General features: G+C 64.6%; 22 protein-coding genes. 19 read left to right on the top strand and 3 right to left on the bottom strand.

The features are described from left to right. Positions 1 to 18: 18 nt before the first annotated feature. The 18 genes from dacB to DDD64_RS04450 all read left to right on the top strand — a co-directional run bounded on the left by dacB (position 19) and on the right by DDD64_RS04450 (position 19,915). Positions 19 to 1,392, top strand: coding sequence for a D-alanyl-D-alanine carboxypeptidase/D-alanyl-D-alanine endopeptidase (gene dacB / locus DDD64_RS04365; RefSeq protein ID WP_126135199.1), 1,374 nt, complete (start codon positions 19 to 21; stop codon positions 1,390 to 1,392). Further along, positions 1,392 to 2,441, top strand: coding sequence for a tRNA lysidine(34) synthetase TilS (gene tilS, locus DDD64_RS04370; RefSeq protein WP_126135200.1), 1,050 nt, complete (start codon positions 1,392 to 1,394; stop codon positions 2,439 to 2,441). The genes dacB and tilS overlap by 1 nt, the downstream gene beginning before the upstream one ends. A gap of 37 nt (positions 2,442 to 2,478) precedes the next feature. After that, entirely contained in the window at positions 2,479 to 3,030 is a 552-nt protein-coding gene (hpt, locus tag DDD64_RS04375; RefSeq protein WP_016441812.1) for a hypoxanthine phosphoribosyltransferase, read from the top strand. Further along, entirely contained in the window at positions 3,031 to 5,322 is a 2,292-nt protein-coding gene (ftsH, locus tag DDD64_RS04380; RefSeq protein ID WP_126135201.1) for an ATP-dependent zinc metalloprotease FtsH, read from the top strand. Positions 5,323 to 5,380: 58 nt separating this feature from the next. After that, positions 5,381 to 6,022 (top strand): GTP cyclohydrolase I FolE, encoded by a 642-nt coding sequence (gene folE, locus DDD64_RS04385; RefSeq protein ID WP_241227370.1) that lies wholly within the window; start codon positions 5,381 to 5,383, stop codon positions 6,020 to 6,022. 1 nt (position 6,023) lies between these two features. Beyond that, complete coding sequence (gene folP, locus DDD64_RS04390; RefSeq protein ID WP_126135202.1) at positions 6,024 to 7,037, top strand: dihydropteroate synthase; 1,014 nt, start codon at positions 6,024 to 6,026, stop codon at positions 7,035 to 7,037. Then, entirely contained in the window at positions 7,034 to 7,957 is a 924-nt protein-coding gene (gene folK, locus DDD64_RS04395; protein ID WP_126135203.1) for a 2-amino-4-hydroxy-6-hydroxymethyldihydropteridine diphosphokinase, read from the top strand. Before folP ends, folK begins: the two co-directional genes overlap by 4 nt. Next, positions 7,950 to 8,369, top strand: coding sequence for a DUF3180 family protein (locus DDD64_RS04400; RefSeq protein ID WP_164545911.1), 420 nt, complete (start codon positions 7,950 to 7,952; stop codon positions 8,367 to 8,369). Before folK ends, DDD64_RS04400 begins: the two co-directional genes overlap by 8 nt. Positions 8,370 to 8,444: 75 nt before the next feature. Beyond that, positions 8,445 to 8,939, top strand: a complete 495-nt coding sequence (locus DDD64_RS04405) for a PH domain-containing protein (protein WP_126135205.1) — start codon at positions 8,445 to 8,447, stop codon at positions 8,937 to 8,939. After that, the gene (locus DDD64_RS04410) at positions 8,940 to 10,739 is read left to right on the top strand and encodes a PH domain-containing protein (RefSeq protein WP_126135206.1); all 1,800 of its coding nucleotides are present in this window, start codon (positions 8,940 to 8,942) and stop codon (positions 10,737 to 10,739) included. A 52-nt stretch (positions 10,740 to 10,791) separates the two neighbouring features. Next, positions 10,792 to 11,661, top strand: coding sequence for a ketopantoate reductase family protein (locus DDD64_RS04415; RefSeq protein WP_016441804.1), 870 nt, complete (start codon positions 10,792 to 10,794; stop codon positions 11,659 to 11,661). Between the two features lie 11 nt (positions 11,662 to 11,672). Then, positions 11,673 to 12,506 carry a Rossmann-like and DUF2520 domain-containing protein gene (locus DDD64_RS04420; protein WP_126135207.1) on the top strand — a complete coding sequence of 278 codons (834 nt, stop codon included), beginning with the start codon at positions 11,673 to 11,675 and terminating at the stop codon, positions 12,504 to 12,506. Between the two features lie 40 nt (positions 12,507 to 12,546). Further along, the gene (lysS, locus tag DDD64_RS04425) at positions 12,547 to 14,028 is read left to right on the top strand and encodes a lysine--tRNA ligase (protein WP_126135222.1); all 1,482 of its coding nucleotides are present in this window, start codon (positions 12,547 to 12,549) and stop codon (positions 14,026 to 14,028) included. A 333-nt stretch (positions 14,029 to 14,361) separates the two neighbouring features. Further along, positions 14,362 to 15,315, top strand: a complete 954-nt coding sequence (locus DDD64_RS04430; RefSeq protein ID WP_126135208.1) for an efflux RND transporter periplasmic adaptor subunit — start codon at positions 14,362 to 14,364, stop codon at positions 15,313 to 15,315. After that, the gene (locus tag DDD64_RS04435) at positions 15,315 to 15,995 is read left to right on the top strand and encodes an ABC transporter ATP-binding protein (protein ID WP_126135223.1); all 681 of its coding nucleotides are present in this window, start codon (positions 15,315 to 15,317) and stop codon (positions 15,993 to 15,995) included. Before DDD64_RS04430 ends, DDD64_RS04435 begins: the two co-directional genes overlap by 1 nt. After that, a complete protein-coding gene (locus DDD64_RS04440) occupies positions 15,992 to 17,413 on the top strand; it encodes an ABC transporter permease (protein ID WP_126135209.1) in 1,422 nt (473 codons plus the stop codon). The genes DDD64_RS04435 and DDD64_RS04440 overlap by 4 nt, the downstream gene beginning before the upstream one ends. A 29-nt stretch (positions 17,414 to 17,442) precedes the next feature. Next, complete coding sequence (locus DDD64_RS04445; RefSeq protein ID WP_126135210.1) at positions 17,443 to 18,381, top strand: NAD(P)-dependent oxidoreductase; 939 nt, start codon at positions 17,443 to 17,445, stop codon at positions 18,379 to 18,381. 181 nt (positions 18,382 to 18,562) lie between these two features. Next, complete coding sequence (locus tag DDD64_RS04450) at positions 18,563 to 19,915, top strand: MFS transporter (protein ID WP_016441796.1); 1,353 nt, start codon at positions 18,563 to 18,565, stop codon at positions 19,913 to 19,915. A gap of 101 nt (positions 19,916 to 20,016) precedes the next feature. Here DDD64_RS04450 and DDD64_RS04455 read toward each other — a convergent pair whose 3' ends face one another. Next, positions 20,017 to 21,300, bottom strand: a complete 1,284-nt coding sequence (locus DDD64_RS04455; protein WP_126135211.1) for an MFS transporter — start codon at positions 21,298 to 21,300, stop codon at positions 20,017 to 20,019. A gap of 197 nt (positions 21,301 to 21,497) precedes the next feature. On the opposite strand from DDD64_RS04455, the gene DDD64_RS04460 reads away from it, so the two are divergent. After that, positions 21,498 to 22,184, top strand: a complete 687-nt coding sequence (locus tag DDD64_RS04460; protein ID WP_126135212.1) for a GntR family transcriptional regulator — start codon at positions 21,498 to 21,500, stop codon at positions 22,182 to 22,184. Here the strand turns inward: DDD64_RS04460 and DDD64_RS04465 are convergent. Together DDD64_RS04465 and DDD64_RS04470 are read right to left on the bottom strand one after the other, a co-directional pair. Beyond that, complete coding sequence (locus DDD64_RS04465) at positions 22,162 to 23,010, bottom strand: SMP-30/gluconolactonase/LRE family protein (protein WP_126135213.1); 849 nt, start codon at positions 23,008 to 23,010, stop codon at positions 22,162 to 22,164. The two genes, DDD64_RS04460 and DDD64_RS04465, sit on opposite strands and share 23 nt — an antisense overlap. A 90-nt stretch (positions 23,011 to 23,100) precedes the next feature. After that, positions 23,101 to 24,849: an L-lactate permease gene (locus DDD64_RS04470; protein WP_206435381.1), complete on the bottom strand. Its 1,749-nt coding sequence runs from the start codon at positions 24,847 to 24,849 to the stop codon at positions 23,101 to 23,103. Positions 24,850 to 24,880 lie beyond the last annotated feature (31 nt).

The following is a 24,880-nucleotide window of genomic DNA, read 5'->3' on the forward strand; positions in this document are numbered from 1 at the left end:
CCGTGCAAGAATAGGCCCGTGAAAGGAAAAGCTCAGATCGCTTTGTCCCTGGTGCTCCTTCTTGCGGGCGGGTACGCATTCGCTGATGCCTTTGATCTTACCCCCGGATTGCTCACCCTGGGACCTAGGGCCGATGCCGCCGCGCCGTATCCGCAGCCCACTCCCGTGCCGGCCGTGACCATCCCGGCCGCGCCCGCGCGCGCGGAAGTGGATGATGCCAGCGCTGCCAAGGTGGCTGCCCTCGGGCAGGAATTCGCCACCCGACTCGCCCCCACGGGCCAGGTATCCTATGAAATTCGCGAGGCTGCCTCCGGGCGGGTGCTCGCCACGAAGGACGCGAAAGTCCCGCGGGTGCCGGCCTCTAATATGAAACTGGTGACGGCCCGGGTGGCTTTAGAAACCCTCGGTCCGGATCGCCGCTTCGCTACCAGCGTGGCCGCCTCCGGCTCCACCATTCACCTCATCGGCGGGGGCGATGTGTTCCTGGCTCCCGATACCGCAGCCACCCGGGTTCCGGGCACCATTGCTCGCGCAGATCTCTCGGAATTAGCCGCGGCCGCCGCCACCTACGCGCGCGAGCATCCGGGTGGCCCGGTGAGCGTCGTCGTTGATACCTCTCTTTTCGCGGGGCCGGAGTACGCGCCCACCCTTGACCCGGTCAATCACGATTACGTGGCGCCCATGACGCCGATTGCACTGAACGGCGGGGCGGTGGGCTACCACTACAGTGCCACCCCCGCCCTTGACGCCGGGAATGCCCTGGCTGAACAGCTGCGCGGGCAGGGCGTGGAGGTGGCGGAGGTGCGCGCGGGGCAGGCACCGAAAGAAGTGGCTGCTCACCCGCTGGTCACGGTGCACTCAGCGAGCGTGCGCGAGCTGGTGGACCGCATGCTCACCGAATCGGATAACACCCTGGCGGAAACCCTCGGGCACCTGGTGGCGCGCGAGCGCGGGGAAAGCGCGGATTTTGCGGGGGCGGCGCGCGCCACCCGCGCGGTTCTGGAGGAGCTGGGCTACCCGCTGGACGGCGTGGTGATCTCGGATAATTCCGGCTTGAGCGAGACGAATCGGCTCACCTGCGCACTCCAGCTCGCGATCCTGGAGGACGCCGTGAATCTGAGCGACGGCACGGTGGGGGCGCTGGGGGCCGGCTTGCCGGTAGCCGCGCTCAACGGCACGCTCGCGGACCGCCTCACCGAGGGCGCCGCGCCCGGGATGATTCGCGGGAAAACCGGGACGCTCGCGGATGTGGTCTCGCTCAGCGGGGTGCTGCGCACGCGTTCGGGGGCGCTGCTGACCTTCTCTATCCTCACCGATTCCCACCACGACGTTTCCCTCCTGGACGTGCGGGCCGCCGAGGATGCTTTCCTCACCGCGATGGCGGAGCTCTAATGGCCGGACCCCACCCTGCTTACGCGGCCGGGCGGCGCCGTTTGCGCGCGCTGCTGGCGAGCTGCGGATACCGACCGGGCACCCGCTTAACGGTGGCGGTGTCCGGCGGCTCCGATTCCCTCGCGCTGGCCCGTATCGCGCTTTTCGTGGCGCGCCGGGACGGCTACGTGCTGCGCGCGGTCACCGTCAATCACGGGATTCGCCCGGAGGCGGGGCGCGAAGCCGCGCAGGTTGCGGCGCGCCTCCGTTCCTGGGGGTACGACGACGCCGCGGCGGTCAGCGTGGACCTGGGCGGTGGATCGAGCCCGGAAGGGCAGGCACGGGCGGCCCGGTACGCGGTGCTGGCCGAGGCGGCCGGTGCGGGAAGCCCGGTGCTGCTGGGCCACACCGCGGATGACCAAGCCGAAACCGTGCTCCTGGGCCTGGGCCGCGGATCGGGAGCGCGCTCCCTGGCGGGCATGCCGGAGGCGGGGCCGCTGCCGGGCCATCCGGAGCTCACTGCGTTGCGCCCGCTGCTGGGGCTGCGGCGCGCGGCGCTGCGCGCCGCGCTGCAAGATGAGGGGCTGGCCTGGGTGGAGGATCCTTCCAATGAGCCCGATGGCCCGTGGCGGGCGGCGGGCGGCGGGCCGCTCACCCGCGCCGCGCTGCGCGCACGCGCCCTGCCGGCCCTGAGCGAGGCCCTCGGGCCGGGCACGGTAGAGGCCCTCGCGCGCACCGCTCGCCTGCTGCGCCGCGATAATGAGGCTTTGGACACCTGGGCGGCCCGGGAACTGGCCACTTGGGAAGAACGCGGTGCGGTGCAAGAAACGGGGGAGCCAGGTGGCGTCGTCGTCGTACCTCATGCACTTCTGCGTGAGCTTCCCGCGGCCGTGCGTACCCGGATTCTGCGCGCCCTGGCCCTGCGGGCCGGAGCACGTGCCGGGGAGCTGACGGCCGGGCATATTGAGGCTCTCGATGCCTTGGTGACCGGGCCTGGCGGCGTGCGGCACTGCGACCTGCCCGGGGCGCGTGCCCTTCGGCGCGATAATATTGTCGTCTTCGCGCGTTAGGCTTAGAAGCACAGCGGAACTGCTCAAGGAGATGGTGATGGACCACACCGATATGGGTGACAAGTTGGAAAAAATCCTCGTCACAAATGAGGAAATCCAAGCGAAGCTTGAGGATATGGCGCGTCAGATCGACGCCGATTACGATGGTGACCTGCTCGTGGTGGGTGTGCTGAAGGGCGCCGTCATGGTAATGGCGGATCTGGTGCGGAAAATCCACTCTCCGCTGAATATGGATTGGATGGCGGTCTCCTCCTACGGGATGGGTACCAAATCCTCCGGCGTAGTGCGGATTTTGAAGGACCTGGATGCTGATGTGACCGGCCGGCATGTTCTCATCGTGGAAGATATTATCGATTCCGGCCTTACCCTCGCGTGGTTGAAGAAGAATCTGCTTGATCGCGGGGCGCAATCGGTGCGGATCGCGGCCATTCTGCGAAAACCCGAGGCGGCTAAAGTTGACGTTCAGGTTGACTATCTAGGCTTTGATATTCCCGATGAGTTCGTGGTGGGCTACGGACTCGACTATGCCGAACAATTCCGGCATCTGCCTTTTGTGGGCACCCTGGCCCCGCACGTTTACGGAGGATAAGTGGACGAACAGCAAGAACCTCGCGGTACGGAACCTCGCGGCTCCGCGCCCGGTGCTCCGCAACCAAACGGCGCTGCGCCGAACGCTTCGCAACCGAGCGGTGCTGAGCCCGGCCGCACCGAACCCAGCGCGTATGAGCGCAAGCGGCGGGCGCGCCGCGCCCACCCACCCCAGCCGGAAGGCCAGGGCGGTCCTACCGGCGCGGGCAGTAGCGGTGAGGGCGGGAAGAATAAGAAATCTCGCGGCTCCGGCTCCGGCCATAAGCTCAGCGAAGAAGAACGCACCAGTCGTCGGCGCTGGCGCGTTATCTCCGGCATAGTCATCGCGGTGCTTCTTGCTTTTATCGGGACCAATCAGTACATGGCCATGCAGTGGTCGAATATCTCCACCTCGGAAGGTATAGCGCTGCTGGAAGGCACCACCGTGCAGCGGGTGCAAATTACAGACGGCACCAACCGAGTGCGTCTGTGGCTCACCGAGCCGACGGCAACCATGGACGCGGAGGGCGATAAGCACGACGCCGGGAAGAAGGTCACCTTCCAATACGCTGACCCGCAGGGCCAGCACATCACCACCTTGGTGGAACGGGCCAATCCAGAGCGCGGGCATAATTCCATCGTTCCTTCCCAGAACGTGTTTGTGTCCATGCTCTTCACCTTCCTGCCCATGATCCTCATCTTCGCGGTGTTCATCTGGTTCATGCGCAGCCAGATGGGGCGCGGCTTCGGGGCGAAGGATGCCAATGCTGATGGCGAAGTATCCGAGGTGCGTTTCTCCGATGTGGCCGGGGAAGATGAAGCCGTAGAAGAAGTGAAGGAAGTGGTGGACTTCCTTAAGAACCCGGATCGCTACCAGGCGCTCGGGGCGCGTATCCCGCGCGGAGTACTTCTATACGGACCTCCCGGAACGGGTAAAACTCTGCTGGCTAAGGCCATTGCCGGGGAAGCGCAGGTACCTTTCTTCTCCATCGCCGCGTCGGAATTCGTGGAGCTTTACGTGGGTATGGGTGCCTCGCGCGTGCGCGAACTCTTCAAAACCGCGAAGAAGAAAGCTCCGGCCATTATTTTCGTGGATGAAATTGATGCGGTGGGTCGCGGGCGCAGTAGCGGGGCCCTCAGCCACGGCGAACAGGAACAAACCCTCAACCAGCTCCTAGTGGAAATGGACGGCTTCTCCACCGATGAGGCCGTTGTGCTTATTGCCGCCACCAACCGCCCGGATGTTTTAGACCCGGCATTGTTGCGCCCCGGGCGGTTCGACCGCCAGGTCGCGGTGGATGCCCCTGATATTCGCGGGCGCGAAGCTATTTTGCGGGTGCACGCGCGCGGTAAGCCGCTGGCGGATGACGTGGACCTGGCCGGGGTAGCCAAGCGCACCCCCGGGTTCACGGGTGCGGACCTCGCCAATATCCTCAACGAAGCCGCGCTTTTGGCGGCGCGCCGCCACGCCCACGTTATTACTAACGCGGATGTGGATGAGGCATCGGATCGCGTGATGGCCGGCCCGCAGCGTTCCAGCCGGGTGATGAGCCCGGAGGATCGCCGGATGACGGCCTACCACGAAGGCGGGCACGCGCTCGCGGCGGCGGCCCTGCGTTACACCGATCCGGTTACCAAGGTGACCATTTTGCCGCGCGGGCGGGCCTTGGGCTACACGATGGTCATGCCCACCGAGGATCGCTATTCGGTCACCCGCAATCAGCTTCTTGACCAGCTCACCTACGCGCTGGGCGGGCGCGCCGCGGAAGAAATCATTTTCCGGGATCCCTCCACCGGTGCTTCTAATGACATCCAGAAAGCCACCGAAACCGCGCGGAAGATCGTCACCGAATACGGGATGACCACCGCGGTGGGGGCGGTGCGGGTAGCGCCCACCGCGCAGGAAGAAGCGAGCTTCGGGGCGGCTTCGCGCACCTCTGATGCGCTATCGGCCACCGTGGATGAAAATGTGCGGGCCCTCCTCGACCAGGCCCTCACTGAAGCGTGGACGATTATCACCGAAAACCGGGATATTCTCGACCACCTTGCCGAGGTGCTCCTCGATAAGGAAACCGTGCTGGAAAACGAACTCGCGGAAATCTTCAAGGACGTTATCAAAGCGCCCGAGCGGGAAGTGTGGCTTTCCGCCCCGGACCGCCCGATCTCCCAGCGCCCGCCCATCCCGCTCCCGGAAGGGAAAACCGAAGCGGAAGCGGCAGCGGATTCGCGCCTTCCCGCCCCGGAGCTTCCCGATGCTGCCACCGGGCCGCTCGGCCCGCGTGGCCGGCACGGCGCGGAACATGAGGGCGCCTAAACCCCGGCGGGACTGAGCGCGGAAAATACGGGTGCATGAGCGCGGAGAGTGAGGACGCATGAGCGCAGTGGAACCGGCGGAAAACGGCCAGGTAGATAGCCAGGGCGTGGATACTCAGCGGATTGACGCGGAGCGGGTTGATACCGGGCGGGTAGAGCGGGCCGTGCGGGAACTCCTCAGCGCTATTGGTGAGGATCCGGACCGCCCCGGGCTGGTGGATACCCCCGCGCGGGTAGCCCGTGCCTGCACGGAGATCTTCGCCGGGGTGGGCAAGGATCCCGATGCGGTGCTCGATGCCCAATTCGCGGAAGATTTCCACGAAATGGTGGTTGTCCGGGACATTACCTTCTACTCCATGTGCGAACACCATCTGCTGCCTTTCTTCGGGGTGGCTCATATTGTCTATATCCCCGGGGAAGAAGGGAAGGTCACCGGCCTGTCCAAGCTCGCCCGGCTGGTAGAAGGCTACGCGCGCCGCCCCCAGGTCCAAGAACGCCTCACCACCCAGATCGCCAATGCGCTGCGCGACCGCCTGGGCGCGGCCGGGGTACTCGTGGTGGTGGAAGCTGAACATATGTGCATGACCATGCGCGGGGTACGTAACTCCGGTTCGCGTACCGTCACCTCGGCGGTGCGCGGGATGCTGCGCAAACCCAGCACCCGCGCCGAAGCCATGAGTCTCATTGAACGGGGAGCCTAAAATGTCACTACCAAGGGCGGAAGTAACCGCATCCGCAAGCGCATGCGCACGTGCATCAGCAAGCGCAGCTACGGGCACGGCCGCGAACACCCCCGCGCCCGCGCCGCTGCGCGATCCGGAACTCCTGGGCGGGCCGCGCACCCGCGTTATGGGTATCCTCAACGTCACCCCCGATTCTTTTTCCGACGGCGGGCGCTGGGACAAAATCGACACCGCTATCGCCCACGGTCATGAACTCATCGCTGCCGGGGCGGATGTCATCGATATCGGCGGGGAATCCACCCGCCCGGGTGCCACCCTGCTGAGCGCCGCGGAAGAATGGGAACGCATCGGGCCGGTGGTGCGTGAACTAGCCGCGCATATCCCCATCTCGGTCGACACCTACCACGCGGACACCGCGGCGCGGGCCTGCGCGGTCGGTGCACGCATCATCAACGACGTGACCGGCGGGCGCGGGGACAGTGCCATGTGGACAACCGTGGCGGAATCCGGGGCCTACTATGTGCTCCAGCACGGGCGCGGGGACGCGCAAACTATGAATTCCCTGGCCGGCTATCGCGCTATCGGGCGCGAGGTGAGCACGGAAGTGCTTGAGCGCGTGGCGGGAGCGGTGGCCGCCGGAATTGCCCCCACCCGGATCATCATCGACCCGGGCTTCGGCTTCGCAAAAATGGGCGACGACGATTGGCGCCTCGCGGCCCATATTGACGAATTCCTGTGGGCCGGTATGCCGGTCCTCATCGGAGTTTCCCGCAAACGTTTCCTCGCTGAAGTGACCCCGGAAGGCTTGCCGGCCAGCGGGCGGGACGGAGCCACCGCCGCACTGAGTACCTATTTCGCTGAAAAAGGCGTGTGGGCGGTGCGGGTCCACGATGTGGCCTCTTCGCGGATCGCGGTGGATACCGTGGCGAAATTGCGCGCATGCGGACTGGTATCCACCTCCCAGCCCGGAGTGGCCCGCCCCGAGGTAGCGGGAAGCGAAGCAGCGGGAATCGCGGAGGCCGTGCGTTCATGATGGGAGTACCCCCGCGCGTGCGCGATGCCCTCGCAATGCTCGGATGCTGCCTGGATACCGTGAGCATCACCGGTGTGGAAGTAGCCGCCCGGCACGGTGTGTACCAGTACGAACGCGAAGCGGACCACCCTTTTATTTTCGACGTCGCAGCTCTTGTGGATACCAGCGCGGCCGGACGAACAGATGACCTCGCGGGCACTATCTCCTACGCGGACTTGGCTGAGGACGCCCGCGCGGTAGGGGATAGCGCTCCCGTCAGTTTGCTCGAAACGCTGGGCGAGCGGGTAGCGCAGCGGGTCCTCGCGCGCGGTGCGCTGGCGGCAGAGGTCACCGTGCACAAACCCGAAGCCCCGGTACCGGGGCGCTTCACGGATGCCCGGGTCACCGTGCGACGCCTGGCTGATATCGCGCGCGGGGGAACCATAAGAGAAATGGTGATCGGGATGGGCGCGAACCTCGGCGAGCGCGAGGAAACCCTGCGCGGCGCTATCACCCAGATTGCCGCGCTGCCCGTCCATATTAATGCGGTCTCCTCATTCCGTACCACCGCGCCCGTGCTCGCTCCCGGGCAGGCCCCGCAACCGGACTACCTTAATGCGGTCATGCGCCTGACCACCGAGCTGGCGCCCCTCGAGGTGCTGGCCGCACTCCGTGCTATTGAGGTGCGGGCCGGGCGCCAGCGCCGCATCCACTGGGGGGCACGCACCCTCGACCTTGATATCGAATGGGTGGAAGGAGTACGCAGCACCCACCCGCTTCTCACCCTGCCACACCCGCGCGCCCATACCCGAGACTTTGTTATGGAACCCTGGCAGGAAATCGATCCGGACGCTACCGCGAAACTGGCGCGCGCCCGCGAAAGTGAGCACACGAGCGCCGGCGGCGGCGTCGGCCTAGATACGGGCGGGAACCGTGCGTAATCTGCGGGCCTTCCTGGGATGGGGCGCGGCCGGCGCGCTGGCGGGTGAAGCACTGCGGCGGCTCCTTGCCGCGCATCCGGTAGCCGTGCCAGCCTTCGCCGGGGTGCCGCTGCTCGCTATCACGGCGGTGCTGCTCTGGTACGGCTGGAGGGTGCGCCGCCTGCGGCGCGGGCGTGCGGAATCGCTGTCGCGGCTGGCGGCCCTGCGAGTGGCGGCAGGAGCTGCGGCCGGGCTGCGCAGCGGGGCGCTCCTGGCCGGCGCGGGTGGCCTGCTCGCTATCTGCAGCGCCCTGGGCTCCACCTCCTTTGCTCGGGCGAGTGCGCACGCTTGGGCGCTTCTCACCGCCGCAGCGCTGGCACTCGCTGCGGTCGGATGGATTGTGGATACCTGGTGCCGCATTGATCAACGGTAGCCGGGTATTCCGCGCGAATCGTGGGTGCTTGTGGGAACCAATTTTTATGTCGTACCCCTTTGGTAGCGTTAAGCCATGGTGACTACCCCTCTTGATCCCGGGCGGGACTACCGCGCGGTGTCGCGCAAACTCTTCACGGTGCGGTGGATTATCGCCGCGTGCTTCTGGCTCGTGCTCCTCATCGCGCTCGCGGTGCTCGGAATTATTGTGCGCCCCGAACCGCTCGCCTATTACGCGCCGCTTCTCGGGCTGCCCATTCTCGGTTTCCTCATCCACCTTCGTATCGTGTCCCGGCAGGTGAATCACCTCGGTTATGCCATGGATGATATTGCGCTGCGCCTGTGCCGCGGGATCATGTTCCGCCGCATCGATGTGGTGCCTTACGGGCGTATTCAAACGGTGGATGTGCAATCCGGGCCGCTGTTGCGCCGCTTCGGGCTCGCGAAAGTCACCCTCCACACCGCCTCCATGGAAACGGATGCAGTTATCACCGGCCTGCCTACCGCGGAAGCGGATGAGGTGCGTGAGCGTCTCCTTCACCTCGGCGTAGCCGAAATGGAAGGGGTCTAAATGGCCGGCACCGAAATATCTCCGGAATCGGGAACTGCGCCGGGAACAATCGGTGCGCTGCCGGCTGCACCTGGTGAGCTGGCGGGTACGGCAGGCGTGGTGGGTACGCCGGGCGCGCTACCCGTAGCTCCTGGCGCGTTACCTATTGCTCCCGGAGTGAGTAGCACCGCGATCTCGGGCACCTGGCAGCCGGTCTCGAAATGGACGCCTTGGAGCTCGCTGCTCTCGTTGTGGTTCTTCGTGCTGGTCGCTGGTGGCTGGATTATTATTCAGCGCCTGGAGGATACCGATTCGCCCGGAATGGTCTGGCGTGATGTCGTTTATCTGCTGCGTTCCTTCTGGCTGATCGCGGTGGGTATCGCGGTGGTAGTCACCCTCATTACCGGGATCATCGCGGCCATCCAATGGCGGCATATGGCCTGGATGTTCGATGCGTCCGGGGTGCATATGCGCAGCGGTGTGCTATTCAAACAGCACCGGCACGTGCGCTGGGATCGTATCCAAAGCGTGGATGTCACCCAAAAACTCCTCGCGCGGTTGGTGCGTCAAGCCAGCCTCACTATTACCTCCGGTGGAGAAAAAGTAGAGATCGGGTGGCTGGCGCTGCCCCACGCTGAAAAACTGCGTCCCCTCGTGCTCTCGCTCGCGGATAAAATGCGTAGCGGGGATAGCTCGGAAGTTCCCGATCTTGCCACCGTCAGCACTCCGGAAGCGCGCCCGCACCTCTACGCCATGTCCGCGCGGCGGTTCCTTGCCTCCCTCGTGCTGTCCCCGCGAATCTTCCTCGCTATCATCACGGTGGCCGGATCGGTCACCACCTATGTGCTTACCGATGAAGGCGGCTCCTTCGCCCTCGTCTTCCTTATCATCGCGCTGATATGGCAGCCCGTGAGCTCCCTGCAAGCTAATTGGGGAGCCCGTATCTCACCCACGGTCGAAGGCGTGGAAAAACAAGAAGGGCTCCTATCCCGGCGCACCCTCGGGCTACCTTCCTATCGCGTCCACGCGCTGGCCTTCAAAAAACCGAATTTGTGGCCCGGATGGTGGAAAGTAGAAAGCTGCGTTATTTCCGGCTCGATTTCCGAAGCGATGGAAGCAGCCAAGACCGCAAATGATGCCCTGGTCCCGGTAGGAACGGTCGAGGATGTCCTCGCCGTTGCGCGTGAACTCGGCTTCGCGAAAGATGCCGAGGGTGGCGCTCTCCCTGAGGCCGATTCCCCAGCGCGCCCACCCCATACCGGAGTACCCAGCTTGGCCCAGCTGCGCAGCTATCTTCTTGATGATAGTGCCCTCCCCGGATTCATCCCCAATCCGCGCTCCTCACGCTGGTTGGATCCCATAGGGTGGAAACGCTCAGGTATTTTCGTGGGTGAGGATGTCATTATTATGCGGCACGGCTGGTTCTGGTACCGCAAAGTAACAATTTTGCTGCGCGAACACTACCAATCCGCCATTATCAGCCAAGGCCCACTCGAACGCCGCTTCCAGCTCGGCACCCTCCGCTGGGCAACCGTGGGGCTTTCGGTAGATGCCCACGCCAAACACATGGATGCTGCTACCGCCAGCCGTGTCCTCACCGCCACCGTCCGCGAACGCGGGAACGGCCCGCGCGGCTGGCACCCTGAATTACCTCCGGCCGGCCCCACCGCGCCATCAGCCGTGCGGCCCGCCGCGCCGCCAGCGGCACCCACTCAGCCGGGCGCGCTTACGGCACCGCCGCACCCCGGAGGGAATGACAATAGTCCCGGGTCGGGCCGCAGCCCGGTTCCCGAAAGTGATTTCTTCCCGGTACAAGAGTGAAACACGTCGCGTAGCCGCACTTTTATATTTTTCTACATCTAGGATTATTCCTATGCTTAATATCTACGGCCCGGGTGGTATTGGTGGGCTCATCGCGGGGGTTCTCGCGCACAACGGTCAAAAAGTCGCGGTTGTTGCTACCGAGCGCACCGCCGATGCTATTAACCGCAACGGAATTGTCATTAAATCCAAGCGGTTCGGTAATTTCACCGCGCAGGTGCCGGCGCTAACCAGCCCGGCCCGCGGTAGCGAAATCCTGCTCTGCACCAAGGCATACACCCTCCCCAGTATCGAAAAATCCATTCGTTCAGCCCGCCCCAAAGAAGTGGGGGCGCTCTTCAATGGTTTCGATCACGCCCGTGCCATCCACACCCTCACCGAAGGGGAATCCTGGTCCGGCTCCGTCTATACGATTAGCGAACGGACCGCGCCCGGAGTTATTGAACACACCTCCCAATTCCTCAAAGTAGAAATGCCCGACACCGCCATGGACGGCGAAATTGCACGGGTGCTCCTCAACGGCGGAATTGACGTATTCTTCCGCGGTACCGAAAACCAAGTGCTGTGGCGCAAACTCCGCAACCAATGCGCCATGGCCCTGCTGACCGGCGCCACCGGGCTGCCCATCGGCCGCGCCATGGAACGCGCCCCGGAACTTACCGAAGCGATGTGCACCGAACTGGCCCGCATCGCCACCATGGAGAAAGTACCCACCCGCCCCGCGGAAATTCACGCGTGGCTGCGTCGCCTCGCTCCCGATGCGCACTCCTCGCTTTCGCGTGACCTGCGGGACGGCAACCGCACCGAAATTCACTCCCTGGGCACCGCGGTCCTCGAAGAAGCCGCCCGCCTCGGAGTCCCAGCCCCGGCCATCACCGCCGCGCTCTCCGCTATCGATGATCGGTTGCGGGGCCGCAAGTGACACCCGGCCGGATGACCGTAGGGATCATCTCGGCCGGAAAAGTCGGAAGCGTCCTCGGCGCTGCCTTGCGGGCCGCCGGCCACACCGTCATCGGTGCGGTGGCCCGCAGCAGCACCAGCCGTGAACGCCTCGACGCCCTCCTTCCCGCAGTACCCGCGCGCGAAACTGAATACTTACTGGCCCGCGCGGATCTTATCCTCCTCGCGCTGCCCGACGCCGCCCTGCCCGGCGTCGTGGAACACGCCGCCGGGCAGGGATGGTGGCGCCCCGGCCAGCTCGTCATCCACACCAGCGCGCGTTTCGGCACGGGCGTACTCCGGGACGCGGCCGCTGCCGGCGCCCTCACCCTCGCCCTCCACCCGGCCCTGACCTTCACCGGGACCTCCCTCGATATGCGCCAACTCATCGGCGCCACCTGGGCAGTCACCACCTCCGCGCCCCTCCTGCCCATCGGCATGGCCCTCGTGAGTGAACTCGGGGGAGAACCCAGCGTGCTCGCCGAAGAAAACCGTGGACTCTACGCCGCGGCCCTCACCCACGCCTCCCGGCACACCGCACTCCTGGCCGGTCAAGTCCAGCGCATGCTCGAAGCCGCCGGCCTCGAACCCAGCTTCGCCCGCGGGCTCCAAGAACAGGCGCTCGCCATGGCCGACGCCGGTGTCGAACTCATCGCCCCGCCAGCTGGCGGCGTCGTCGCCACACATGGAGAAGACGACCCCGCCCCGGACGATATTGCCGCTGTGGAAGCCCTGGCAGCTACCGGAAACTATCCTGATATTCCGCCTGTCTATCGGGTGATACGGGCCGCGTCACGTGACCGGGCGGCGCGGCGTCGTCTACCATGACCATGTGAGTGAATTTCTTGATAGTGAAACCCCGGAACAGATGCGTATCCGGCTGGAGAAGCGCGCCCGCCTGCTCGCGGAAGGAACCGAAGCCTACCCGGCCGAACTTCCTATCACCGCCACCATCCCGGACATCCGGGAACAATACAGTGATATTGAAGCCGGCGAAGAACTAACCGAGACCTCGGTGGGCATCGCCGGGCGTGTCATGCTTTCCCGCACCGGCGGCAAAATTGCTTTTGCCACCCTGCAAGACGGGCGCGGGAACCGCCTCCAGGTGATTCTCTCCCTCGCGCACGTGGGTGAAGAACGCCTGGCCGCCTACAAACAAGATGTTGACCTGGGCGATTTCATTTTCGTATCCGGGCACGTGGGGGCCTCTAAGCGCGGCGAACTCTCCGTGTTCGCCCACGAATGGCAGATGGCCTCCAAGGCCCTGCGCCCCCTCCCCAAGATCTACCAGAACGAAGCCGGCGAAGACGTTGCCCTCAACGAAGAATCGCGGGTGCGGATGCGCCACCTCGACCTCATCACCCGCCCGGCCGCCCGTGATATGGTGCGGCTGCGCGCCGGGGTTATGAAGTCGCTGCGCGCCAATTTTGACCGCCGCAGCTACGTGGAAATCGAAACTCCGATCCTGCAGCCCATCCACGGCGGTGCCGCGGCCCGGCCCTTCCAGACGCATATTAATGCCTATGATGAGGACCTCTACCTGCGCATTGCTACCGAGCTTTACCTCAAGCGCGCGGTGGTAGGCGGCGTGGATCGCGTCTTCGAAATTGGGCGGAACTTCCGCAACGAAGGTGCGGACTCCACCCACTCCCCGGAATTTACCGCGCTCGAGGCCTACCAGGCCTACGCCACCTACGATACGATGGCCGAGCTCACCCGGAATCTCGTCCAGCAGGCGTGCCTGGACACCCTGGGCACCACCACCGTCACCCTGAATGACGGCACCGAATATGACCTGGGTGGCGAATGGCAGAAACTCGATCTTTACGAATCTGTCTCCGCGGCCGTGGGTGAAGAAATCACCGTGGACACCCCGCGCGAACGCCTCGAAGCTCTCGCGGAAGCCCGCGATATCGCGATCGCGCCCTTCTGGGTGAACGGCAAAATCGTGGAAGAACTCTTCGAAGAATTGTGCGGGGACCAGCTCTACGCACCCACCTTCGTGTACGACTTCCCCGAGGACACCTCCCCGCTCACCCGCCCGCACCGCACCAAGAAGGGCCTGACCGAAAAATGGGACCTGTATGTGCGGGGCATGGAACTGGGCACCGCCTATTCCGAGCTGGCCGACCCGGTTATCCAGCGCGAACGCCTCACCCAGCAATCCATCGAAGCTGCTAACGGCGACCCGGAAGCCATGCAGCTCGATGAGGACTTCCTCGCCGCCATGGAACAGGGCTTCCCGCCCACCGGCGGCATGGGGATGGGCATTGATCGCCTCCTCACCGCCATGACCGGCCTGGGGATCCGCGAAACGATTACCTTCCCCTTCATTAAACCCGGGAAGTAACCCGGCCCGCCGCGGAAAAGAACCCGGCCCGCCAGGTAAACAATCCGGCCCGAAAATAATTTTTCGGTACGACGACGCCCGCGCCGCGGAGGCCCAGCCCCGCGGCGCGGTAGTGTATCTGGCCAACAGTAGATTGCCCACTAAAAGAAACATGATGAATTTTCCTATTGATTTTCCGGCTTGTGCACGGTAATCTTCCAAGTAGTTCGGTGCCACGCCCGGCCTGCCGAACCCTGTTTCCCGTGTGCAAAGGTGCCCGCCCATGAAGAAAACTGACACCATTTTCCAGGTCATCAAACTCCTGCTCGGTCTTGTCATCGCGGCAGCCCTCGTGTGAAATTCGCATTTTTCCCCAACCAACGCAGCTCCGCGGAACTCGTGGCCCAGGGGGATTTCACCATCCCGACGGTGGTGGCCATGCCGGGGGATATCGATAATTCCCTCACGCTTGATGCCACCGTCATGCGGAATCCGGCCACCCCCGTGCGGGCCACCGCCACCGGCACCGTAGATGTGGTCGATGTCAAAGCGGGCGCCGTCGTCAATGAAGGCGACCGGTTGCTACGTATCCGCCACGAAGAAGAAAAAACCACCGCCGCCACCGTGGAAACTTTTGAGGACGGCACCGAAGTGGAAGTGCCCGGTGAGCCCTATATCGAAGTGAGTTACGTGAATGTGCTCGCCCCGGTGAGCGGTACCGTGGCGGTGGATGTGCTCGTGGGGCAGCCGGTAGCTATCGGGGAAAGCATCGGCTCCATCACCCCGGCCACGTACCACGCTCGGGTGAGCGTGAAACCTGAACAGCTTTACTCGCTGGCCTCGCTGCCGCCGGCCGGGCAGCTCGCGGTCACGAATGGCCCGGCGCCTTTCGACTGCACGAATCTGCGCACGGTTACGGAGAAAACGGGTGCGGGAGCGGGCCTGAGCGGTAAAGAAGCCGAGGCGCGCGGCCTGGATAGCGCCAGCGGTACCGTGCAGCCGGCCCTCATCTGCGATATTCCCGCCGAACAGCAGGTGTATGATGGTTCGGCCGCGAAACTCACCATTCCGGGGAGTAATACCACCGGGGTGCTCACCGTGCCGGTCAGCGCGGTGGAGGGGCGTTTCCGCGAGGGAGTGGTCTACCTGCCCGCGGCGGACGGCGGAAAACCCACGAAGCGCACCGTGCAGCTCGGGGTGACGGACGGGCGCCAGATCCAGATCACCGGCGGGCTCGAAGAAGGCGAAGAAATCCTCCAGTACGTGCCGGCCGCGCAGCCCACGCCCGACCCGATGATGGGGATGTGATGTTAGAGCTTGAGCAGGTGACCCGCACCGTCACTCTCCCGAACGGCCGCCCCCTGCCAATTTTGCGCGGGGTGGATCTGCGCGTTGAGCGCGGGGAATACGTGGCGATTATGGGCCAATCCGGAACGGGGAAATCCACCCTCCTCAATATCATCGGGATGCTCGACCTGCCCGATACCGGCTCCTATCGTTTCGAGGGCCGCGATGTGGCAGAGCTGAGTGAATCGGCGCGCGCTCACCTGCGCGGCTCCCTCTTCGGTTTCGTTTTCCAGCAGTTCAATCTTTTCCGCGGCCGCACCGCCGTGCAAAACGTGGAAGTGCCGCTGCTGTATTCGGATACCGCCACTATTTTTCGACGCCGCAGTCTCGCCGCCCAGATGCTAGACCGGGTGGGATTAGGGGATCGCCTGGATGCGATGCCCTCCCAGCTCTCGGGTGGGGAACAGCAACGGGTGGCCCTCGCCCGGGCGCTCGTGCGCCGCCCCCAGGTTCTTCTCGCGGATGAACCTACCGGCGCCCTCGACGTGGATACCGCGGGGCGGGTTATGGATCTCATGGAAAGTATGGCGCGGGAAAATAACGCCACTTTCATTATGATCACCCACGATCCGAAAGTGGCCGCCCGTGCGGATCGCCGTTTCACCATCCACGATGGGCTCGTCTGGCCGGAGGAAAAATGACACGCATTTTCGGGGCCGTTCTCGAAGCCTGGGAAGAAATTCGAGTGGATCGCGGGCGGGTTATTCTCTCCCTCGTTGGAGTGGCGGCCGCGGTGTGGGCAATGGCAACCGTTCTCGCCCTGGGCCAGCTTATTAGCGCCGCCGGGGAACACCAGCTCGCCCAGTGGGATGGCAAACCCGGCACCGTCAATATCGGGGTGTACCGCACCGGCGGGGAGGACCCCTCCGATCCGTACGCGAAACCTTATGCCGACCCCTATGCCAATCCGTACGCCAATCCCGCGGCGGCGCCCACCGGGGCGCAGCTGGGCACCCTGGCCGGCGCCCAGGCCAGCGAGGATGTTTTCGGCACCACCGTGGCCGAGTACATGGAGAGTGCCGGGGCGAATTATTGGACGCGCTCGCGTATCTCCTATGTGTCCCTCGCCTTCCCGCCGGTGGTGGCGGGGGCCGGTGGCGCCGATATGCAGGATCTGGACGGTTGGGAATCGGAGAGCATGGCCGGAGCGGAAGCCAGCGGCACCCCCGGGTACGGGATGATGGAGCAGAATTACGAAATGCTCGCGGTGGATCCTGCTTACGGCCCGCTTTTCGACGTGCAGCTCACCCGCGGGCGCTGGCTGACCGAAGCGGACGGTGAGCGCCTCATGAACCCCACCGTGGTCAACGAAATGCTCTACAAAGAAATGGGAGAGCCTTCGCTGGCCAGCTACCCGCAGCTTGCGCTTTCCGGACCCACCGGGGTACGCATGACGGTGGTCGGGGTGGTTGCGGACCGCTCGCGCTGGGATAGCCCGCGCCTGCACGTGCCGTATGAGAGCATGGCCGCCGCCGCGATGACCCAACTATCACCCATGGATTCCGCCACCGTTTCGGTGCTGGTGCCCCGCGGGGAAGAAGGGGAGGCCCAGAAGGTCCTTGTTTCCGTGCTCCAGGGTCGCCTCGGCAAAAACTACCAGGTAGAAGGCCAGTTCATCGAAAGCCAGATGCGCGGCCAGGAATCCACCGAACGTCAGGTCACCGCGATTATCGCGGCCATCGGCGGGATCGTGATTCTGGTGGGCGCCCTCGGCCTGCTTACCGTCTCCATCGTCACGATGAAGCAGCGGGTGCGGGAAATGGGGATCCGCCGCGCGATGGGCGCCTCCGCGCGCCGTATCTTCACCTCGGTGTTCTTGGAATCCGTGGTGGCGACGACGGCGGCCGGTTTCATCGGGGTGATTGCCTCGATTGTCACCATCCGAACCGCGCCCCTCGCCCGGTGGCTCGATCTGCCCTTCTCGGTGGATAGCGTGGGATACCCGGTGCTGGCCGCCTTTATTGGCCTGGCGATATCCGCCGGGGTGGGAGCGCTGTGCGGAATCATCCCGGCCACCATGGCGCTGCGCATCAAACCCATTGACGCTATTCGCTTCTAGCTAGGAGCGCGGCGGACTAGGCTACAGCTATGAAGGTACTTCTCCCCAATAGCTTTGACCTTTCCCTCCCGCCCGAAGAAGGCGTCACCTGGGTGACTTTTGACGTGAGCGCACCCATCCCGGAAGAACACCGCGATGCTGAGGCCCTCGTGGTCTGGTTGGACCCCCATGCGGCCGAGCACGTGGCCCAGCTCCCGCACCTCAAACTCATTCAGGGCATGATGGCCGGCGCGGAAAGCCTGCACGCCACCAACCCTCCCGCGGGAGTTATCCTCGCCACCGCGAACGGTTTGCATGATGCCACCGTATCCGAACACGCCATCGCGCTCGCGCTCTACCTGGTGCGGGACTTGCGCATCGCCACCGAAGAACAGGATAGGCACCGCTGGTCACGCGACCGGATCTTCTTCACCGAGCTGCGCCCCGGCGGGCGCCTGACCAGCCTGCTTGGCGCTCAGGTGACCATTTGGGGCTACGGGCATATCGGGCGCCACCTCGCCGGGATGCTCAAAGTTTTCGGGGCGCGGGTGCGCGGCCTGGCCACGTCCCGGCGCACCGAGGGTGATATTGAGGTGTACGACGGCGCTAACCTCGCCCAGCGCGATGAGGTGCTGGCCGATACCGATGTCCTCATTCTCATCCTTCCCGCCACCGAGGCCACCGCCAATGTTGTGGATGCGAGTGTTTTCGCGGCTCTGCCTGAGCGCGCCGTCGTCGTTAATGTGGGGCGCGGGAAAACGGTCAAGGAAGATGACTTGGCTGCCGCGCTGCGCGAAGGAAAAATTGCGGGCGCTGGCTTGGATGTTACGGCCACCGAGCCGCTGCCCGCGGATTCGCCGCTGTGGGACCTGGCCACGATTATTACCCCGCATACGGCCGGCGGGCGGCCCGTGGGTGCCGAGGAGCTGATCCTCGCCAATGTGCGGGCGCTGCGCGAGGGAGGGGAGTTTATTAACCGGGAGGCATAAAAACTTCCGCGAAGCTTCAGCGGGCCGCGCGGCTCGGCTGTGCGGCCCGCGATAGCGCCTGTGCCGCGGGGCCGCGCCGCGCAGCACAACCGACAAGAACCCGTCGGGCACTACCACCCGGCGGCAATAGTGCGCTACACTCCTTAAACTGACATACAGTTCAGCTCAAGGAGGAGTAGTGATGTCATCACATGAGGAAACGCGGCAGGGCAGGCCCGCCGCCGAATCTGAGGACACCAGCGCACAGTTCGCTGCCGCGCACCCGGACACTTTCGCGCAGTACCTCAAGCGGCGCGGCATGGTGTTCTTCGTGGCCTACCTCGGCTACGTATGCGCGTACCTGGTCCGCAATAATTTCAAACTCCGCTCCGAAGCCCTGCGCCTGGAGAACGACTGGAGCCTGCCGCAAATCGGCCTGGTTCTCACCATGTTCACCATCACCTACGGCTTCGGGAAATTCTTTATGGGGATGCTGTCCGACCGCGTCTCCCTGCGCCGCATTTTTGCCGGCTGCTTGGGGCTTTCCGCGATCCTGTGCATCGCCATTGGCTTCACCACGAACTTCTACCTGCTCGCGGTGCTCATGTTCCTGCTCGGCTGCGCGCAGGGGGCGCTGGCACCCTCATCCATGGCGATGATCGCGAACTGGTACCCGAATAAAACCCGCGGTTCCGGTATCGCGATCTGGAATACCTCGCAAAACCTGGGCGGGGCGCTGCTGCCCCTCATGATTACCTGGCTGCTGGCCCTGGGTGGGCCCAGCGGCGGGGCGATTGCCTTCTGGGGCCCGGGCCTGGTGGTCTTCGGTTTGTCCATCTTCTTCTGGAAGTACGGCGGGGACCGCCCCGAAGCCGAAGGAATGCCCACCCTGCGCCAGATCTACGGCAAGGCCGGCGAACCGAATACCGACGAAACTCCCGACGAAAGCTACTGGCATATCCTCGTGCGTTTCGTTTTCACCTCCCCGCTGGTCCTCACCGTGGCTTTTATCAACGCCGCGCTCTACTTCCTGCGGTTCGGGGTGCTCAACTGGATGCCGGCCTTCCTCGGCACCGAAATGGGATTCACGGAAGCCCAGTACTCCACTGCCTTCTCGGTGCTGGAATGGATCGCCATTCCCGGATCCTTCCTCTTCGCTTGGATTTCCGTCAAGCTCCCCAACCGCCAGTCCGTGGTGGGCTTCCTCGGGCTGCTGTGCCTGGCTGGCCTTATCTGGGTCTACATGGGCAATGACAATTACGTGGTGCTCCTCATTGTTTCCGGGCTTATGGGGGCACTCATTTACGGCCCGCAGCTGATTGTCAATATCCTCACCCTCAACTTCGTGCCGCTCAAGGCGGCCGGGGTGGCGGTCGGTTTCGTGGGGCTCTTCGGTTACATCGTTGGTGAGATGGGCGCCAACCTTATTATGCCGATCCTCGCTGAGCGCTTCTCCTGGGCGGCGTCCTTCACGTTGCTCGCCGGGATCGCGGTGGCGGCCGGGGTTATGTACCTCTCGCTCTCGCGGCGCGAACAGGCTGTGGTGCAGGCATAATAGTTGCGGCAGCGTCATTTATTACGACGACGCCGGCGCGGGGCCCGAGGATTCGGGCCCCGCGCGGGTGTGCTGGAAGCCAGCTAGCTGCGCCGTCGTTCTTAAAAACGCAGGCTGCGCATTTCCGGACCCCGCAAACTCGCGTAGCCGGCCGCGCAGATGAGGGCGGTAAGAGCGAGGCTCGTGTAGGCGACCGTCCAGCCGTAGCTGGTCACCAGGTGGGGGATAAGGAAATTCGCGAGGGTTTCGCCGGCCAGGTAGCCGGCCGCCCCCACCACCCCGGTGGCCGCGCCCGCCACATTATCGGGAACGAGCGACAGGGTAAGCATATTAATACTCACCTGCGGTCCGTAAATGAGGGCGCCCAGCAGTAGCGCTCCGGCCACCGAAGAACTGCTAAAAGCCAGGTGGGGCCAAGCGACGAGTACCACGGCGAGGGCAAGCATCGCTTTCATGGCGGCGGAGGAGGCCCGGTTGGGGTGGCGGGCCGCGTAGGCACCGAAGGCGAAAGAAGCCGGGATGGCAGCCAATTCGGCGCCCGCCAAGGCGATTTCTCCGTCGTGGTCGGTGGCGTGCTCGGCGGCGAAAATAACCACCCAGTTAATAACGCCGAAGCGGATGCAATACAGCAGGGTATTAATGCCGACCAGGGTGAGGATCCAGCGGTTGGTGAGGACGGCCCGCACCACCGTAGGCCAGTAGCCATCCGCGCGGGTGCTCAACTGCGGGGTACCGGCCGAACCGAACAGCATGGTGAGAGTGGGGAGGCCCTGGCGCCAGGGGCGGTCGGCACCGGTGCGGTACGCCCATATTCCCACCGCAATGGTGAACAGCCCGGGAATGAGGAAAATATGGAAACGGGCCAGGTGCCAGCCGGTGAGTGCCCCGGCTAGCAGCGGGAGCAAGGCGGCCCCGAGGTTCTGGGAGGTATTCCAGATCGCCACCCGTGCACCGCGGGAAGAATTGGGATACCAGGCACCCAAGAGCACCAGGGCGGCCGGGGCAAGAGCCGATTGCACCAGCCCGTTCGCGAAGGTGAGGGCCGCGAGAGTGCGGGCGGAGCTGGGAATCCCGGTGAGGACGCATAGAATTCCCGATATGATGAGCGCCCCGCCGAAAAGGCGGCGCAGCGAGACACGGTCCGCCACCATCCCGAAAATGATTTTCCCGGTCCCGTACGCGAGGGTGAAAGCGCTGAGCACAAAGCCGACCTGGTAGAGCGACCATCCCTCCTCCGTGACGAAACGGGCGGAGACCACTTTGAGGTTATTGCGGGTGGTGTAGGCAAACACATAGCCGATATACACGACGAGGAAAACGTGGGCGCGCCAGCGGTAGTAATCCGGGGCCGGGGTGGGGCCCGGCGGGAACCGCGTGGCGGCCATAATCCCTCCTTTTGGTGTATGCGGCGCGTGGGCGCGTGGAAACTGAGCATTCGCGCGGGCAACCTTGCCCACCCGCCGCCAGCCGGCGCACGCGATGGCGTAAAATCACATTGGAAACTGACAGTCAGTTTACCTAGGATAAGGCGAGAGCGGGTACTCGCCCCGCTTGTTATCCCGCGCGATGGAAAGGAGCGCTTATGGCTCGCCGGCTTGCCGATGATCTGGCTGACCACCTGCGCGAACGCATCCTTTCCGGAAATATAGCGCCGGGGGAGCGCCTGGCCGAAGCCGCGATTGCGGAGGAGTATTCGGTGGCGCGTTCCACCGCCCGCATCGCGGTGGAATCGCTTATCGCGGATGGATTAGTGGAGCGCGAAGCGCGGAAACACCCGCGGGTCGTGACCGTGCGCAGCTCCGAAATTCCGGAGATTGTGGCGCTCTTGGATATCAGTGAATCCCTGGCCCTGGCGCGGATTATGGCCGGCCACCCGGATCTGCGCCCGCTGCGCGCGGCCCGCGGGGAGCAACCCAGTCGGGTGCTGCACACCCTGGTAGAAGTGTCCGGTTCCAAACGCCTGGAAATACTCCACCGCCCGCTCACGTTCCACACTATTTTGTATGCGGCTAGCTGCGCTGATGCCGCTTCTACGAATACCGGGGTGCGCGGCACCGCTACCGGGCGCGCTCATACCAGCCATCCCGCGGTTGAAGATCCCGCAGTGGCTCAGTCTCAACATCAGCTGATTGACGCGGTTTTGCTCGGGCAGGAGAGCGCCTGGGAGGCGCTACGCGCTTTGCAACGGGCGCGCCAGGCCCGGCTCGGCGTGGAGGCGGGCGCGGCGCTTTCGGGTACCGGCGGCGTTAGCCAGCAAAAGGCAAGGTAGGCTGGCCGGCTACCGGTCCGTCCATCCACCACAGTGCTCCCGCGCCCCGCGAATCATCATTTTCGCGCGAGACGGTCACGAAAACATCCTTGCCGTCCTTCCCGCCCAGGGTTACCGCGGTGGTCCCGGTGACCGGGAGTTGGTATTCCTGCACGGTCTGTCCGCTCGGATCAAGTACCCGGATGATTCCAGCCCGGTTGAGGGCTACCCACACATTTCCTTCGCTATCCACGGTCAGCCCGTCCGGGCTCGCGCCTTCCACGCGGTGGAAGTCGCTGCGGTGGTGGAGGTTGCCTGCGTCGTCGACCTCAAAAACAGAAATGGCGCGCGTGGAGGTGTCGATGTAGTAGGCGCGGGTGCGGTCTGGCGAAAAGCCGATGCCGTTCGAGGTGGTGACCGAATCCAGCACCACGCTGACCTCGAGGGCAGGGGAGATGCGGTAGAGACGCGCGGTACCGCGGGTGGTGGCATCGCGCGTATACGGCATGGAGCCGGCGTAGAGGTAGCCCCACGGGTCCGCGGTGCCTTCGTTCATGCGGTAAGCCGGGCTGTTCCACAGGGTGGTGGCTTCGCGCGGGGCGGCCGTGGCGGTATCGGCTAAGGCCAGGCCGCGTTCGGTGGCGACGACGTAACCTCCGCCGGTGCGCGGGCGCACAAATGCTGCGATTTTCGAGCCGGTGGCCAGGCGATCCACCCCGCCATCGCTACGCAGGGTAAGCAGATCGCCGGCGAGCATATCCACGAAACGCAGCCCGCCCCAGGAACTCGACCACACCGGGCCTTCGGCGTGGAAAGCGACCACGTCGGTAATTTGTTCAAAAGCCATGGTCTCCAGCGTAGGCGAGCGCGCCGAGGCTGGCTAGCCGCACACGGGTAGTGCGCCGGGTCTAGTTAGCCGCACACAGTAGCGCGCCCGCTACGCGGTAATGAAGCCGAGCACCCCGCTCGCCGCCAGCACAACGACGAGTGTGAGGAGGGCGAGTAACCCGAGGGAATACGCAGCGCCGCGGCGCAGAAGCTCGGGTTCGCTACCCGGGGCGCGCACCGCGGTAGCCGCAATCGCGAGGTTTTGCGGGCTCACGATTTTCCCGAGCCCGCCCCCGAGTTGGTTTGCGGCCAGGAGGAGATGCGGGTCGATGCCGGCCCCGGCCGCGGCGGTGGCTTGCAGGTTCCCGAAGAGCGCGGCCGAGGAGGTGGCCGAGCCGGTCACCGCGGTGCCGATCCAGCCCAGGAACGCGGAGAGCGCCGCGAAAGCGGTGCCGGCCAGGGCCATGAAAGCGCCGATGGCCTGGGTCTGACCGGAGAAATTCATGACGTAGGCGAGGGCCATAATGGTGGCAATCGTTCCCACGGTGACGGCCAGGTTCGCCACGGTGGCGCCCAGGGTAGCCAAGCCGGTGCGGAAAGAATAGGGGTAACGCCCGCCGGAGGAGCAGCGTGCGTACACGGCAGTGACCACCACTCCGGTGAGGAAAAGCATCGTCCCCGGGGAGGAGAGCCAGTTGAACGTAAAGGTGGTGGTGCTCAGAGCGTTACCGGCCTGGTCCACCAGGTGCCCGTGCAGGCCGGGCCAACCGAAGCTGATATCGGTTTGGGCCAGGAATTCGATGCGGCGCGGGCCGGTCGGGCCGGGCACGGTGACCCGCCACAACTTCGTGACCGCGAGGACCACCACAACCAGCAGGTAGGGAAGCAATCCCAAAAATACCCGGCTCGCGGAAATCTTCTCGCGGGCGGGGGCACTGGCGAATTCGGCCGGGGTGTGGGCCGGGTGCCAGCGCGTGAGCAGCACTGCCGTGAGCGCGAAGGAGAGGAGGGAGGCGATTACCGCGATAAGTTCGTGAGAAATGAAATTCGAGGCGATCACGTGCCCGGCCACCATGCCGATTCCGGCGGTGAGGGCCACCGGCCAGGTGTCTTTTACCCCGCGTTTGCCATCCACGATAAAGACGAGGAGGAGGGGAACGCCCACGGCTACCACGGGGATAATGCGCCCGGCCACCGCGGCTACGTCCATGGGATCGGCCACCCCGCCCATGCGGGCCACGGTGGTGAGGGGGATACCCATCGCGCCCAGGGCCACGTTAATGCCGTTGCCTACCATGGTGGCCAGCGCGGCCTTGACCGGGGGCAAGCCGATGGCAAGTAGCATGGCGCAGCTGATGGCTACCGGCGCGCCAAAACCGGCCAGCCCTTCAATGAGGCCGCAGAAAATGAAGCCGATGAGGATAGTTTGCACTCGCATATCACCGCGGCCCAGCGCTGCGAAAACGGCCTGGACGTCTTTGCTGCGCCCTGAACTTTCGGTGAGGTTATACAGCCACACCGCCATGATGACGATGTAGCAAATGGGGAAGAGTCCGAATGCCGCTCCTTGGAGTGCGGAGAGCCCCGCTAGCTCAGCTGGCATCCCGAAACCGGTCACGGCGATGACCAGGGCCAGACCGAGGGAAATAAGGGAGCACCAGTGGGTGGCGACGGAAAATACTCCCAGGAGCACGAAGAACACCAGGAGCGGAAGCGCCGCCAGAAGGGCGGAAAGCCACAGTTGGCCGCCGACCGCATCGGGCGCGGGCGTGAAGGTAGCGCCGGTGAGGAGCGTGGAAGTGGGGAAGAGGGCGGAAAGCGGGCTCGGCACGGCGAGCAGCGCGGGGCTACAAGGCATTCCTTTATCGTACCGGGGCGGGAGCTGCCTT

The sequence above is a fragment of the Actinotignum sanguinis genome (assembly GCF_003957255.1).
GTDB classification, from domain to species: Bacteria; Actinomycetota; Actinomycetes; order Actinomycetales; family Actinomycetaceae; genus Actinotignum; species Actinotignum sanguinis.

Coding starts and splice junctions, on each gene's coding strand:
- tilS (WP_126135200.1), top strand. CDS start 1,392: ATGGCCGGACCCCACCCTGCTTACGCGGCCGGGCGGCGCCGTTTGCGC.
- hpt (WP_016441812.1), top strand. CDS start 2,479: ATGGACCACACCGATATGGGTGACAAGTTGGAAAAAATCCTCGTCACA.
- folE (WP_241227370.1), top strand. CDS start 5,381: ATGAGCGCAGTGGAACCGGCGGAAAACGGCCAGGTAGATAGCCAGGGC.
- folP (WP_126135202.1), top strand. CDS start 6,024: ATGTCACTACCAAGGGCGGAAGTAACCGCATCCGCAAGCGCATGCGCA.
- folK (WP_126135203.1), top strand. CDS start 7,034: ATGATGGGAGTACCCCCGCGCGTGCGCGATGCCCTCGCAATGCTCGGA.
- DDD64_RS04405 (WP_126135205.1), top strand. CDS start 8,445: ATGGTGACTACCCCTCTTGATCCCGGGCGGGACTACCGCGCGGTGTCG.
- DDD64_RS04410 (WP_126135206.1), top strand. CDS start 8,940: ATGGCCGGCACCGAAATATCTCCGGAATCGGGAACTGCGCCGGGAACA.
- DDD64_RS04415 (WP_016441804.1), top strand. CDS start 10,792: ATGCTTAATATCTACGGCCCGGGTGGTATTGGTGGGCTCATCGCGGGG.
- DDD64_RS04420 (WP_126135207.1), top strand. CDS start 11,673: ATGACCGTAGGGATCATCTCGGCCGGAAAAGTCGGAAGCGTCCTCGGC.
- lysS (WP_126135222.1), top strand. CDS start 12,547: ATGCGTATCCGGCTGGAGAAGCGCGCCCGCCTGCTCGCGGAAGGAACC.
- DDD64_RS04435 (WP_126135223.1), top strand. CDS start 15,315: ATGTTAGAGCTTGAGCAGGTGACCCGCACCGTCACTCTCCCGAACGGC.
- DDD64_RS04440 (WP_126135209.1), top strand. CDS start 15,992: ATGACACGCATTTTCGGGGCCGTTCTCGAAGCCTGGGAAGAAATTCGA.
- DDD64_RS04445 (WP_126135210.1), top strand. CDS start 17,443: ATGAAGGTACTTCTCCCCAATAGCTTTGACCTTTCCCTCCCGCCCGAA.
- DDD64_RS04450 (WP_016441796.1), top strand. CDS start 18,563: ATGTCATCACATGAGGAAACGCGGCAGGGCAGGCCCGCCGCCGAATCT.
- DDD64_RS04455 (WP_126135211.1), bottom strand. CDS start 21,300: ATGGCCGCCACGCGGTTCCCGCCGGGCCCCACCCCGGCCCCGGATTAC.
- DDD64_RS04460 (WP_126135212.1), top strand. CDS start 21,498: ATGGCTCGCCGGCTTGCCGATGATCTGGCTGACCACCTGCGCGAACGC.
- DDD64_RS04465 (WP_126135213.1), bottom strand. CDS start 23,010: ATGGCTTTTGAACAAATTACCGACGTGGTCGCTTTCCACGCCGAAGGC.
- DDD64_RS04470 (WP_206435381.1), bottom strand. CDS start 24,849: ATGCCTTGTAGCCCCGCGCTGCTCGCCGTGCCGAGCCCGCTTTCCGCC.